This is a genomic window from Geobacter psychrophilus, from assembly GCF_056821595.1.
Window position 1 is genome coordinate 1 of sequence record NZ_JBXDTU010000003.1, and the last position, 13,417, is coordinate 13,417.

General features: G+C 50.8%; 18 protein-coding genes. All 18 read left to right on the plus strand.

Annotated elements, in window-relative coordinates; translation table 11 throughout:
• The coding region (locus ACOCF6_RS00620) for a hypothetical protein (RefSeq protein ID WP_482458450.1) at window positions 1–410 on the plus strand (410 nt) is incomplete at its 5' end.
• Window positions 411–421: 11 nt separating this feature from the next.
• Window positions 422–610, plus strand: a complete 189-nt coding sequence (locus ACOCF6_RS00625; protein WP_482458451.1) for a hypothetical protein — start codon at window positions 422–424, stop codon at window positions 608–610.
• A gap of 17 nt (window positions 611–627) precedes the next feature.
• The gene (locus ACOCF6_RS00630) at window positions 628–1,080 is read left to right on the plus strand and encodes a DUF2059 domain-containing protein (RefSeq protein WP_482458452.1); all 453 of its coding nucleotides are present in this window, start codon (window positions 628–630) and stop codon (window positions 1,078–1,080) included.
• A gap of 3 nt (window positions 1,081–1,083) precedes the next feature.
• A complete protein-coding gene (locus ACOCF6_RS00635; RefSeq protein ID WP_482458453.1) occupies window positions 1,084–2,094 on the plus strand; it encodes a M50 family metallopeptidase in 1,011 nt (336 codons plus the stop codon).
• Between the two features lie 30 nt (window positions 2,095–2,124).
• Window positions 2,125–2,388 carry a hypothetical protein gene (locus ACOCF6_RS00640; RefSeq protein ID WP_482458454.1) on the plus strand — a complete coding sequence of 88 codons (264 nt, stop codon included), beginning with the start codon at window positions 2,125–2,127 and terminating at the stop codon, window positions 2,386–2,388.
• Entirely contained in the window at window positions 2,385–2,885 is a 501-nt protein-coding gene (locus tag ACOCF6_RS00645) for a hypothetical protein (RefSeq protein ID WP_482458455.1), read from the plus strand. The genes ACOCF6_RS00640 and ACOCF6_RS00645 overlap by 4 nt, the downstream gene beginning before the upstream one ends.
• Entirely contained in the window at window positions 2,882–3,394 is a 513-nt protein-coding gene (locus ACOCF6_RS00650) for a hypothetical protein (protein WP_482458456.1), read from the plus strand. The genes ACOCF6_RS00645 and ACOCF6_RS00650 overlap by 4 nt, the downstream gene beginning before the upstream one ends.
• A 69-nt stretch (window positions 3,395–3,463) precedes the next feature.
• Window positions 3,464–3,868 (plus strand): helix-turn-helix domain-containing protein, encoded by a 405-nt coding sequence (locus tag ACOCF6_RS00655; protein ID WP_482458457.1) that lies wholly within the window; start codon window positions 3,464–3,466, stop codon window positions 3,866–3,868.
• Window positions 3,869–4,043: 175 nt separating this feature from the next.
• Window positions 4,044–5,759, plus strand: coding sequence for an ankyrin repeat domain-containing protein (locus ACOCF6_RS00660; protein WP_482458458.1), 1,716 nt, complete (start codon window positions 4,044–4,046; stop codon window positions 5,757–5,759).
• 28 nt (window positions 5,760–5,787) lie between these two features.
• On the plus strand, window positions 5,788–6,567 hold the full coding sequence (locus ACOCF6_RS00665; RefSeq protein WP_482458459.1) for a hypothetical protein: 780 nt from the start codon (window positions 5,788–5,790) through the stop codon (window positions 6,565–6,567).
• Window positions 6,568–6,587: 20 nt separating this feature from the next.
• Window positions 6,588–7,385, plus strand: coding sequence for a competence protein CoiA family protein (locus ACOCF6_RS00670; RefSeq protein WP_482458460.1), 798 nt, complete (start codon window positions 6,588–6,590; stop codon window positions 7,383–7,385).
• 17 nt (window positions 7,386–7,402) lie between these two features.
• The gene (locus ACOCF6_RS00675) at window positions 7,403–8,047 is read left to right on the plus strand and encodes an ERCC4 domain-containing protein (RefSeq protein WP_482458461.1); all 645 of its coding nucleotides are present in this window, start codon (window positions 7,403–7,405) and stop codon (window positions 8,045–8,047) included.
• A gap of 130 nt (window positions 8,048–8,177) precedes the next feature.
• Window positions 8,178–8,678, plus strand: a complete 501-nt coding sequence (locus ACOCF6_RS00680; protein WP_482458462.1) for a DM9 repeat-containing protein — start codon at window positions 8,178–8,180, stop codon at window positions 8,676–8,678.
• 113 nt (window positions 8,679–8,791) lie between these two features.
• Window positions 8,792–10,207: a tyrosine-type recombinase/integrase gene (locus tag ACOCF6_RS00685; protein WP_482458463.1), complete on the plus strand. Its 1,416-nt coding sequence runs from the start codon at window positions 8,792–8,794 to the stop codon at window positions 10,205–10,207.
• 127 nt (window positions 10,208–10,334) lie between these two features.
• A complete protein-coding gene (locus ACOCF6_RS00690; protein ID WP_482458464.1) occupies window positions 10,335–10,586 on the plus strand; it encodes a helix-turn-helix domain-containing protein in 252 nt (83 codons plus the stop codon).
• Entirely contained in the window at window positions 10,587–11,924 is a 1,338-nt protein-coding gene (locus tag ACOCF6_RS00695; RefSeq protein ID WP_482458465.1) for a type II toxin-antitoxin system HipA family toxin, read from the plus strand.
• Window positions 11,925–11,965: 41 nt separating this feature from the next.
• Window positions 11,966–12,097: a hypothetical protein gene (locus ACOCF6_RS00700; RefSeq protein WP_482458466.1), complete on the plus strand. Its 132-nt coding sequence runs from the start codon at window positions 11,966–11,968 to the stop codon at window positions 12,095–12,097.
• Window positions 12,098–12,505: 408 nt separating this feature from the next.
• The gene (gene htpX / locus ACOCF6_RS00705; RefSeq protein ID WP_482458467.1) at window positions 12,506–13,369 is read left to right on the plus strand and encodes a zinc metalloprotease HtpX; all 864 of its coding nucleotides are present in this window, start codon (window positions 12,506–12,508) and stop codon (window positions 13,367–13,369) included.
• The last annotated feature ends 48 nt before the right edge of the window (window positions 13,370–13,417 follow it).

A 13,417-nucleotide genomic window follows, 5' to 3' on the forward strand; every position in this document is an offset into this window, starting at 1 on the left:
ACTATCCCGAGCTTCTGTTCTTCGCACCGGTTACAGACGACCTGGCGGACATAAGAACTAAAAACTACTTGCGCAGCCTCGACCCACACGACTTCTATGATGGACTGGAAGTATTCGGGGACGAGCTCATGAGGGCCTTCGGCACCCGGATTGACGAGATCAAGCATTTTGCCGATTCATTGGCCCCCGATAAGGACGTGATCCTCTGTTGCTGGTGCCCATACAGCAAGTCGACCAAGGCTCAGGTGAAGGAACTGGGGGTTTTTGCCTGCCACTCCGGCCTGGCGTCGAAGCTGTTAAGCAGTCTCCGCCCTGACATTGAAATGCGCCTCGACTTAGACCGGTCCGAAAGGCTTGTCCCACAGTGGCGTTTTGGTCGTGCAGAGCAGGGCAACTTGTTTCTCGACTAGAAGGAGGCCCCATGGCCAGGAAACCTGCATACGAAATGGCGCTCAAAGCCTACAACGAATACAAGGGAGGGAAAGACCGGAGCACGGTCACCATGTCCCTGGTAGCCACTGGCGGCAAAATGGCGCTCTTCGAATTTGGACAGATCGAGCATCAGGCGTTGATTAGAGAGAGAAAGAGCCGGCTGCAAAAAGCCGCATAAAATGACCGGGAGAAAACATGAAAAAGCGATTGGTGTTGGCAGTGGTTATGACGGTGGTGGCGGTACTGAACTCTTTTGCCTGGGCAGAGCAGGGCAACCAGTCAGATAAGGCCGACAGGGCAAAAGACGCTGCTATCAAGCAGTATCTCAAGGCGGCGCCGATAGACGCCATGCTCAATGATGCGATGACCGGGTTCCTCAAGATGGTCCCACCGGATTCCAAGCAGACCATTGAGGACACCTTCAAGGCCGTGGACAGGAAGAAGATCGCTGACGCAATGATCGCGAGCATGAAGAAGCACTTCACCACCAGCGAGATCAATTCCCTGGCCAAATTCTATGCGTCTCCCGACGGCAAAGAGGTCATGCGCAAGATGCCTGCAATGCAGGCAGAGGTGCTTCCAGTCCTTCAGGGTGAAATATCAGCTGCCATGATGGGCGTTTACGAGAAGACGAAACAAAAAGAGTAAACCATGACAATTCTGATCTCCATCGCCGCCATAAGCTTTCTTGTCCTGATCCATGAACTGGGGCACTTCCTGGTCGCCAGACTGCTGGGGGTCGCTGTCACCGACTTCTCTCTGGGGTTTGGGCCGAAGCTGTTCACGAGGGAATACGGCGGTACGGCGTACTCCCTGTCCCTGTTCCCGCTTGGCGGTTATGTGAAGATGCTCGAAGTGGAATTCGAAGGGGAGGGGCCCCCTGGCAAACCCCTCGCCAAAGCGACACCCTTGGCGCGGATTGCCATCTCTCTTGCCGGACCCGGGATGAACATTCTATTTACCCTGCTGGCGTATCTCCTGATCACCTCAACCGGCATCCCACACCAGACCACTCTTATAGGCTCTGTGTTTCCCGGCACGCCGGCAGCGGCTTCCAACCTGAGAGCAGGGGACCGGATCCTTTCCGTCGCCGGCAAAGCGACCCCCTACTGGGAAGACATGCTGAATGGGTTTGCCTCTTCGAATGGAGCGCAAACATTTATCGTTTTTTCCCGAGACGGGATGGAAGACACAACCAGGATCGCCCCGATGAAGTCAAACGGACGCTGGGTAATCGGAGTCAAGGCTGCAGGCGAGATCGCCAAAGAACAAATCCCCCTTGCCCATGTCCTCCCGAAGGCCTTTGCCATGTCAACGACAGACGTGAGCCTGGCTGCGGATTCCTTTTTCCACATGTTCGGTAACGTCGGCCAACTCGGCGGCCCGATCATGATTGCTCAGGTCGGAGCAGAACGAAGCAAAATGGGGGCAGCTGCAATGCTGATGTTCATGGCATTCCTATCCGCCAACCTCTTTGTGCTTAACCTGCTCCCGTTGCCTGTGCTGGATGGGGGTGCAGTCGTCTTCAATCTTTACGAGGTCGCAATAGGACGGCCCCTCCCTGAAAGAGTGCGCGGGGCCATCACGAACCTCAGTGCGGCATTTGTACTCGCGTTGGTGGCGCTGATCGTCTTTGGTGATGTGGCCAGGATGTTCAAGTAACAAATCGATTTGCAACAGATGGAGGTTTTTGTGGGAAACGATAAGGATGTTCAATCGACATTTTCAGCGCCACCCAGGGACGAGGAAGATTGGCCACAAGTCCTGCAGGTATTAAAGGCCGGCGCGACCCTTTACCGCCCCCCGAAGCTGAGAAGGTTTTTCCCTCAGTTTCCTGATGGCCAGTTCTCGGGAGCTGGCAGCGTATCTCCTTCATTTGTGAAAAAGATGGCAGCATCCAAGGTCCTGACCCAAGTCGGAACTGATCGCTACATCATTGCGGAGGTCTCATCATGAGCTTGTTCCGACATGAGAAGATTTGCCTGGAGTCATGTCTTACACCAGAGGAATTCACGAAACGTTTGGAGGCGTTCGTTGAAGACGGGACTCCGAAAGAGACCATGCCTCAATATTCTGGATTTGTCGGACCGACGTCCTTTGACCTCAAGTATCTGTTGCAACCGTCACACGTCAAGGGTGAGATCATCCCAAAAGCGTACGGGTCTGACATAAACGTGGAAATATCATTGACCCGAAGGCATGACGCCCTGCTGGTTTTCGCCTACCTGGCGTTCACCTTTGCGGCATTTCTCGTGACGTTCGGCCTGATCGGTGCTTACAAGCTTCATCGACCGATAACGCTGGCCGGCGTGTTCATAAGCATGCTCTGGTTTTCTCCTAGTCTCGCAATCTACTACATCTGCTCCACCTTGCTGAAACAGGCGCACCGCTGGAATGAAATTTTTATGGAATCGCTGCTGGAAGCCAACAATGACCCCGAGGTTGAATCGTGACCCATGCCGATTTGGTTGTCATCGCCGAGCGTTGGCTGCTTAAATCCAAGGGGTGCGGCTTTGTTTTTCGAGAGCTTCATCATGTCGGCTCGCCGGAGATACCTGACGCCATCGGGTTTAAGCCGGGCAGTGGGTATGAGCATGGCTCGATCCTGGTCGAGTGCAAAGCCTCCCGTGCTGATTTCCTCGCCGATGCCAAGAAGGCCTTTCGCAAGCGGTCCGAATCGGGGGTCGGGGCGTATCGCTTCTACCTCTCGCCGTCTGGTGTTATCAAGCCCGAGGACCTGCCGGCACGGTGGGGGCTGATCTGGGTCAATGAACGTGGGAAGGCCACACAGGTGGTTGGCCCCAAGGGTAATTGCTTCAGCTTTTCCGGAGCAGACTTTCATTTTTCCCAAAGAGACCTGGCCGGGGAGTGGAGCATGATGACCAGTGCACTTCGCCGGCTGCATCTTCGCGAAGTCCTGCCGCTGATATATGACAACCCATTTGCCAAAAAAACAGGATAAGCCAACCAGTGCCTCCAAACGGTGGCAACCTGCGGCTCTGCTTGACGAACATGCTTTTAGGAGAGTCATGTGAAATCACTGGATGAAAATAATTGGCCTCCCCGGAATCAATTCCCTCATCTCTTATCCTTTCTTGGGATCAACCAGACCGCATTCGCGGCCGATTTAGGGATAAGCCCGACATCCATTTCGCTGTATGTCAGAGGAGTCAGAAAACCCGGCAAAAGACTCCTCAAGTCGGTTGCGGAGAAATACGATCTCGTCGACAACTGGTGGGATATGGAGTTGCCAGAAATCCCGCAGAAATTCGACCCGTCACGCTTTCTGCCAGAAACAAGAGCCTTTATGCTTGAAACCGACCGGATCTTGCGAGAAATGGAACCTGTTGAACGATATGCTGCGATAACCATTAGTCTTGAAAAGCTCAGGCACCAGCACAGAGCACTACAGGATTTGAATAAATTCAGTGAATAGAGGCGATCTCAGGCAGACGTATCCTTGTGATAGAGGTTGAATTCTCGCTGTAAAATTCACTTTATACGCTGTGGTAAACGGTTGAGGAGTGTGTTATGAACAAAAATTTCTGACTAATACGGGGACAAGTTGCCGCGATTTCTGGTCTTCCGTTTAGGAACAACAAGGAGGGATTATGAACACACCCATGATCGAACGCTGCCAGGCATGGAAATACCTGTTAAGGGAACTTGAAGAATCACCTCGATTCTCGTTCATCAAATCCGGTAAAAGAGACCGTCTTGAAGGCAACCTGGCCGGGTCGGCCGCGATCGCAAAATTCATCATCCACTTTGCGCCGCAGCTGCTCGACGTCAAGAGGTTGCGGATCCTGAATATCGGCGCTGCGGATATTGACCTCATAGATAATGGATGTTGGTACCCGTGCATTGCCGAGATGGTTGGGAAGACGTTCCCGGTTGAAGTAACCTCGATTGGCCCGGAAGCCAACCACCTCAAATTAAAGTCATCATTCTTCCCGGACGTCTCTCTCCGATTCCAACCATCGACAATAATCAAGAGACCGCTTGAAAACAGTCCCATTAATCTTGCCGACTTCGACCTGCTTGTTATGTTCCAGCCAGGCCTCGAAATGCACCGGGACGAATGGACAAAAGCACTCGACCCGATCGTCTCATCCGGTAAACCGATTATGGTCACCGCTTTTGCGAAGGACGAATACGACACCGACCTGCGGTATCTGCAGGCAATGGGTTACACCCCCGGTCCCAAGGTCCTGCATAACAAATTCCAAATCAGTGTCCCCGGTGACGAAGCAGGCTTCTCTCGATGGGGCAGTGAGATATGGGAACTTCTGCCCCTCCCGGTGCCGGAAGGTTTCGTCATTGACACCCAACTGCTCGATGACCTGGATCTGGTGGCCAAGGCCGGCGGCCACAGTATCGCGACCGGGACATACGACGCTGAGTGGGAACTGGGCGAAAGAGTGACCATACATGACGAAGCGGGTGGAGAAATCTCCGCCATACATGCCTCCGACAACATTATCGTAGACCCGTCTTCAGGCGACATTTATACAATTAAAGAAGCCGTTGGTGACCAATTCGTTATCGAACTCATCGGCCGGAGTATGTTAGAAAAACAACTCCTCTCTGAAATTCCTCCTGAATCAGCTCCACGTTTCGAGCATGCCCGCTGGGCCGCCAAAGTTAAGCGGCAGGTGTCGCAAGAACACATCCAGAGGTCCGCTCGCGAAAGATTAGACGACGAAGTGCTCGACAACATTCCAGAAGCGATCGAATATCTGAAAGGCATCACCCCTGAGAAAATGAGTCAGGCCTTCAAATCTCACCATGATAAAGTGGCCGCGGCTAAGAAAGATATTTCCACACCGCAGCATCTTGCCTGCCCCGAACTCTTCCTGGCGCTGCAGGACCATAACATCCACCATAGCATGAGGATGCTTGAAGCCGACCCGACCCTGGTTAACTCCATCGGACCCAACGGATGGACCCCGATCTTCTATGCAGTTGCTCACGGGGACATCAACCTTGCAGTCTGGCTTCTCGACCACGGGGCGAAAATTGACCAGCAGGATAACGAAGGCTGGACCCCCTTGATGGAGGCCGTGCGCCGCGGTAACGTCTCCATCACCAAGATGCTGTTTGGATCAGGCGCCAACCCCAATATCCAGAATCATGATAAATTTAACATAGCCCATTTTGCCGGGACGTCCATAGTTCCTCAGATGGTCCAACTGGCACGGGAGGCCGGCGCCGACTTTTCGGTCAAGAACGTTAATGGACTGACCGGGAACGACTGTCTGGCCATGCCTGACTTTGCAAAGAAGATGTCCAGCAAGATGCCTATGTTTATCCCCCGTGTGAAATGAGACACGAAGGCCCAGCAGGAGGAAGCATATGAACCTCAAACCCTATGCCGGATTTGAAAGCATTGCCGATGCCATCAACACTTCCGAAGCGCTGAAACTCTCCCGTGATGTGGTGGTGGTCATTCGATTCATGGGACAGTTCTATGTGGTCGCTTGCCAAGGGGTTGACCGGAGCATTGTTATCGGCCCCGAGACTACCTTCAGGAAGTCATGGAAGGACGGGACGTTCAAATGCCAACCCACCAGCGAGTTCACCTCATGGTACAAGATCAAGCAGAGGGAGCCCCGGCGCTATACTGATACAATATATCAAGAGTTAAAAAGCCTTGACCCGGAGATAGCCCTCTTCACTGTCAACGCTGCTGGCACTGCAAGGGAGATCGCCGCCGCTTCCAACGTCAACTATCCAGTCATACTGGGGCTCACGTTCAAGCGGGTCCTCGTGCCGATCGAGCAGCTTCCAAATTGGGGAGTGAGCTACTTCAAGGACAGCCATTACCTCACCGAGGCGTACCGTCAATTCCACAACACCAGGTACACCCACGTTAACCCGTTCCTTGGGATCGCCTACAACCCGAAGGATCCGGAAGACTTCATCCTCTACGGGTTCACCCACCGCAGCGAGCGCTATGGCGTGCGGTACGACGACCGCCGGCCGACCGACTACGAGATATTCATGCTGGCCGACTCCATCCAACTCAACCCCGCTCAACCCACCCCACAAGAGGTGCTGCAGAAGGCGTCAAAGCCGATGGCGCGTATCTACCAGTTCCCCACGAAACCATTTTATGCCCGGAAGGGGAGATAGGGACAGATACGGCGGGCAACTTGATTAAATACAGGTATGCACTTGATAACAACCAGACGGTTGTAGAGATTGGCTCTGAACAGGTCGCCAAAGGCGGAGAATTCCAGTGCATCTCTTGTGGTAACTCATTGCTGCCCATCCTTGGGCAAGTTCGACAAAAGCACTTTAGACACAAATCACAAGTAAATTGCTCAACCGAGACCTATCTTCACAAACTTGCAAAACTCACTTTTTACCAAACCTATGTGGAGTGCCTGGCGAATAAACATCCCTTCTGGATAGAAAGCTTAGTTCATAGGAATTGTATCGGCTGTAAGGAGGGATGCAGTTTGGGCTCGGGGCACGAACCTTCCGCCAAACAGATAGACCTGACACGGTATTTCAAAAATATCGGTATCGAAGTAAAGGACGGGGAGTTTACCCCTGACATATTATTGTTCAATGATAATGGGGCGGTTCTGTACATCGAAATGGCTGTGACACATTTTTCAGAACCAAATAAAATTATGTCCGGTGCGAAGATCATAGAAATCAGAATTTCTTCTGAAAATGATATTTGTTTGTTCTCGACATGTGCCCTCCATGAAAATGACTGTAGGATAAGGTTCTACAACTTTCGCCGGGTCTCAGTGACGGTCAATTACTTATCCACCTGCGCTAAAGCTGTCAAACGTGAGAGGTGGGAGTCCAAAGGACAAATAAACAGCCTCACAACCCCGCTGGTAACCGATAAACCAAAACCTGAACCATATCCTTACAGGGCAATGGCTATTGCAGGTTTCTCAATAGGTGTAAAAGTTGACCTCAAAAAACAATAAGAGCAGAAGGAGACATTATGGTCGACAACACACCAATCAAAATCATCGCAGATGGAACGGAAACACGGTCAGGCATCATCAAACTACTCCAGTCCATGCCAGGGTACGAAATTGAAGTTCGAACGCTCGACAGTGGCGATTATCTCGTCGGGGAAAATTGCATCGTGGAGCGCAAGCGCAATGTTGACCTGTTTTCAAGTATTCTCGATGGCCGATTTTTCCCACAGTTACAGCTTATGACCGAATCCTACGAGAGAGTGGTCTATATCATCGAAGGCGATGTCCATGACACGGAACACGGCTTCTCCAAGGAATCCATATATGGGGCGTTGAGTTATCTGTCGGTAATAGCTGGAGCCTCTCTCATCCCTTCAGCCAACGCCCAGGAGACGGCAAACCTCGTCGCCACTATGGGTCGACACTGCCAGAAAGGCCTCGGCTATATTCCTCCATTGCGTGTCCAGAAACCGAAGGACGGGATCACCTCCAAACTCTATGTGCTTGAAGGGTTGCCTGGTTGCGGCGGCAAGAAGGCCCGTGACATTCTCACCCACTTCGGCACGGTTGGCAAAGCTCTGAATGCAACTCGTGAAGAATGGCTCCAGATGAAGGGGATGGGGGCCACCACGGTAGATAAAATCATGTCGATCCTGCACGGATAGTCAAGTAGGAATCATACAAAGGCCCCTCAGACAGTCTTACCACTAAAAAACGTCAGCCGATGCTTGACCGCAACCAAACATGACGCAATATAGATATAGAGGCTATCAATTAAATTATCAGGAGGTTTGTATGAAGACAATTATTCGTATTACAAGCGTGATTCTGTTGATTTCGTCATTTTTGGTAAGTATTGCGCAAGCAGAAGTAAAATGGATTCCTGCAAAAAAAGGAGACCCGCTACCCCAAGATGCCTTGTTTGTTGGGAGAGACCATTGCTTATTTTGTCGTAACGATGGGGCTCCGTTATATGTATGCCGCGCAAATCATAGCGGAGGAGTTCATCCAGGGAAACTAATCTCTGGCAGATGCAATGTTCCTTTTGGGGGTAAGGAAATTGAAAAGGATGAATATGAGGTTGCTACTGGAAAAGGTTCTTGGGATAGACCAAAGAAAAATTTCGAAGGGGCTCTTGTAGGTGGTGTTTCAGCGGAAGGCGAAAATCTATATGTTTGCAAAGTGTGGTATACCGAAGCATTGATCCTTGATAGAGGGATGCATCCTGGCAATGTAGACGATTTCCTGCCCAAAATGTTTCAAAATGTTTCCCCGTGTCTCAACTGGATTTTATAAATAATTGACATTGCTAAACTAATTTGCTAAATATGTCTCTAGGTGATTCCTGATTTTTAAATTGTTGCCAACTGTAAAACGGATGCAAAACGGATGCACGACGCTAAAAACGGATGCAAAATGATGGTAGCGAAGAGCAAAACGGATGCAAAAACGGATGCACGGTAATTACAAAAAAAGGACCTGAGATGAAGCAATTTACAGATCGATATCTTGCCTCGATCAAGCCTCAAGCGAAAAAATTCACAGTCAGGGAAGGTCGAGGTTTTGCACTTCAAATCCTGCCGTCAGGAATAAAGTCATTTCTGTTTATTTTCGAGCTCAACAAACAAAAAGGGTATATGAAAATAGGCAACTACCCTGGGATGTCTTTGAGCGATGCCAGGAAAGCTTATAACGACGCCTACAATCTCGTCAAGAGTGGTGTTGATCCCCGTGAAGATAAGAAAGCTGCCTTGGAGGAGTCTCGCAGAAAAGCTGAAGAACTCGCCCAATCAACTGCCGCACTTGAAAAAAACACCTTCGAACTCCTCATGGACGAAGGTATTCCTGAAGATTTCATTCCGGCAACAGTTGAACAACTCGCCGCAGTCTACTATGTAAAGTATTCAAAAGAAAACCATGGTCTCCAGACTCAAAGAAATTTTCTCTACACCGTAAAAAGCGGAATAATTTCGGTCATGGGCAAAAAACCCATTACTGAAATTCGCCGTAGGGATGCCATTGCTCTTATACAAGATGTCGCGGCACGTGCGCCAGGGCAATCAGGGAATGTCCTTAAAGCGGGTAGGCAAATTTTTGAATATGCATTACTTCGGGAATGGGTTGAAACTCAACCCTTTCTGCAGATCACAAAAGCAGTTCCGAAGGCCATAGCAAATGTTTGTGATCGAGTCCTGGATGACATCGAGGTTCCTCAAGTATGGAATGCAATTTCAAAATCGCCTTCATCTGATTCTGTGAAACGTGCTCTCAAAATGATTCTCGTTACAGCACAACGCTCTGGTGAAGTTGCGCAGATGCACAGCGACCAAATTAATGATAGATGGTGGACAATTCCTGCAAAGGTTGCAAAAAACGGCAGGGAGCATCGAGTCTATCTGACAGATACCGCTCTTTCCCTTATAGGCACCAGAAAAGGACACATTTTCCCATCAGAGAAGGGAAGCACTGGACATATCGCTGTCAATACAATTGGTCGGGCAATCAGTAGAGGGTACTTGGCCGATTCAATTGGGAAGGTAGTTGGTGCCAATATAATCAATGCAAGCAAAGCTCCATATTTTGGAATGACGCCTTGGTCTCCTCACGATCTCCGGCGTACCGCTCGTACCAATATGCCAAGAGTTGGAGTATCTGATGAACATGCTGAAGAAATCCTGAATCATACAAAGCCTGGGATTATTGGTGTCTACAATAAGTATCGCTATGATAACGAGAAAAAAGCTGCCCTTCTGAAATGGGAAACTCTCCTCCTTGAACTCTTGTCACCCAAACAATCAATAGATCAATCAGGCATCCAGAAGTAACACGTTTGATATTCGATGGAATATGAACTCTGGTTATGTCGTTACGAATATATTTTGACATTATGTCTTTCAGGGTATATTTTTGTTCAGGAAGATTGTTATTCCCGAATTGCAGCAGGAGCCAGAAATGATCCAGAAAATCAGCTCTCCAGAAACCCTTGGCCAGGCATTGCGGGCCGAACGTAAGCACAAGGGAATGTCGCAGAAAGCTGTCGGGCATTCGGTAGGCATGGAACAGCACACTATTTCCAAAATTGAAAAAGGAAATCCGGGAACTGAATTGAACACACTTTTTCGACTCCTCGCAGCCCTTGACCTTGAACTGAATATTCAGCCTCGTCAGAAGCCTGCCTCAGAAAACACGGGAGATACCTGGTAAATGGCACGACCAAAGAATACAGCCGATCTTCACCTCTTTATGAATGGTCAAAACGTAGGATGTCTGACTCGGACCGCTGTCGGCCAGCTTCGTTTCGAGTACGGCGATGAATGGCTGCATTCTGATTTGAGACGACCGTTATCACTCTCCATGCCGCTCAGCCAAAAGGTTTACATCGGTGATGTGGTGGAGAACTTCTTTGACAACCTCCTGCCGGACAGCCAACCGATACGCAGCAGAATTCAGGCCCGATTCGGGGCAAAGAGCAATCGCTGCTTTGATCTTCTCTGGCATGTTGGTCGGGATTGCGTTGGGGCGCTGCAACTACTTCCGGAAGATGCCGCCACCATTGATGTGAGACGCATTGACGCCGAAGAACTCACCGATACACAGATTGCCGAGGTGTTGCGCAACTACGCCACCATGCCGCTCGGTATGAAAGGTGATGACGACTTCCGCATCTCAATTGCCGGCGCACAGGAAAAGACCGCCCTGCTTCGATTGAATGACAGATGGCACCGTCCCTTGGGCGTTACCCCGACCAGTCACATATTCAAACTCCCCATCGGTAAAATCGCACACAGCGGTATGGATCTGACCGACAGCGTGGAAAACGAATGGTTGTGCCAACTGATCCTGAAAGCCTACGGCATTCCGGTTGCCAACGCTGAGATAGCAACATTCGAAGACGTAAAGGTTCTGGTGGTAGAGCGATTTGATCGAAGGTGGGCCGATGACCGCTCCTGGTTGATCCGTTTGCCACAGGAAGATATGTGCCAGGCGCTGAACATATCACCGGCCTTGAAATATGAAAGTGATGGCGGCCCGGGAGTTGAGCGTATCATGACCCTGCTTCTGGGATCGGCCAATGCACTGGCGGATCGGAGCTTGTTTCTCAAGACCCAGGTGCTGTTCTGGTTACTCGGCGCCATTGATGGTCATGCAAAGAACTTCAGCATCTTCCTGCTGCCAGGCGGCAGCTTTCAGCTTGCTCCCATCTATGATGTCATGTCTGCGTATCCCCTTGTAGCAAAGAGACAGGTTGAATCACAGAAAATGAAGATGGCAATGGCTGTCAGAGGCAAAAGCACCCATTATCAGTGGGAAAAAATACAACTCCGTCATTGGCTGTCTACAGCACGTGTCTGCGGGTTTCCGGTAGATGAGATGGAGTCCATTATCAAGGAGTTGCTTGAGAAGATGGATTTTGTTATTGAGAACGTGAAAGGAATGTTGCCAGCAACTTTTCATGAAGAAGTTGCCCAGTCCACATTCGACGGAATGAAAGGCGTACGTAACCGTTTGATACCCGCCAACTCAAAAACGGAAGAAAGATAATAGCCCCCCTTTCCCCTCCCCCGACTCGGGGGAGGGGGATAATGAAAGAGAAACCTGGTGTCGTTGGGGTTTATAACAAATATCGCTATGATGAAGAGAAAAAAGACGCTCTCCAGAAGTGGGAAGCTCTTCTTCTGGAAATACTGGCAACCAAACAACCAGACAATCAGTAAGTAGATCAGTAGGCAACATACACAGAGAGTCGGATGCCCTATTCTGGAAGCTCGCGGAACAGCTTTTCACGTACCTCGATCAGTTTTTCAACGGTCACTTCCCTGTTGGTCACCAGCCAAATGTAACATCGCACAGAAACTCCACGCAGCGACACCTCGCAGAGAAACCTCTTGACATCAGCGTATTGAATACTTATCATCTGCTCAAGTATAAAGGGGAGTAGTTATCGGCCAGAGAAAAGGCCGACCCAGTTTTCCGTCAATACGGTCGAAAGACCCGGAGCTGGGACAGTATCCTGTAAACAAGACCTTTATCCAGGCAATCATGCCGGGGGTAAAGGTTTTTTTTATTACCCCCGGCGAAAAACAGCCAAGATTTTTTTGGTCAAATCGTCGGAGGTAATAACAATGAATCGACTCAAGACAACCCTTCTTCTTTCTCTTCTCACCGTGCTGATGGTCCTCATGGGGAGCGCCATCGGCGGCAAGACAGGTATGGTCTTCGCCTTCTTCATGGCCGCCGCCATGAACTTCTTCTCCTACTGGTTTTCCGACAAGATCGTGCTCAGGATGTACGGGGCACAAGAGATTGGCGAACAGGACCACGCTGCCTTCTACGGCATGGTGAGGCGTCTGGCCGATCGCGCCGGCCTGCCGATGCCGAAAGTCTACATCATCCCCGACCAGAGCCCAAATGCCTTCGCCACCGGCCGCAATCCACAGAACGCCGCTGTTGCGGCCACCGAGGGGATTCTTCGTATCCTCACACCGGAAGAATTGGAAGGGGTCATGGCCCATGAACTGGCTCATGTCAAAAATCGCGACATCCTGATCTCTACCATTGCCGCTACCTTTGCCGGAGCTATCTCCATGATCGGCAGCATGCTGCAATGGGGGGCAATGTTCGGCGTCGGACGCGGTGATAATGAAGAAGGGGGCGGAATCGGCCGCATGGTCGGCTCGCTGGCCATGGCAATCATTGCACCGATTGCCGCAATGCTGATTCAGATGGCGGTGTCACGCTCCCGTGAATATCTGGCGGATGAATCCGGCGCGGGGATCTGCGGTCGGCCCCTTGCCCTGGCCGGCGCTCTGCGCAAGCTGCACAACGCTTCCCAGGCCATACCGATGCAGGATGCCCGACCTGCGACGGCCCATATGTTTATAGTCAACCCGCTGACCGGCGGCGGCATGATGTCGCTCTTCTCGACCCATCCCCCTATGGAAGAGCGTATTGCACGACTCGAATCACTGGCCACGCGAACACTCTGACGTTAACCCTAACCGCCGGATCAACACAGTCTCGGCACACTAAACAGG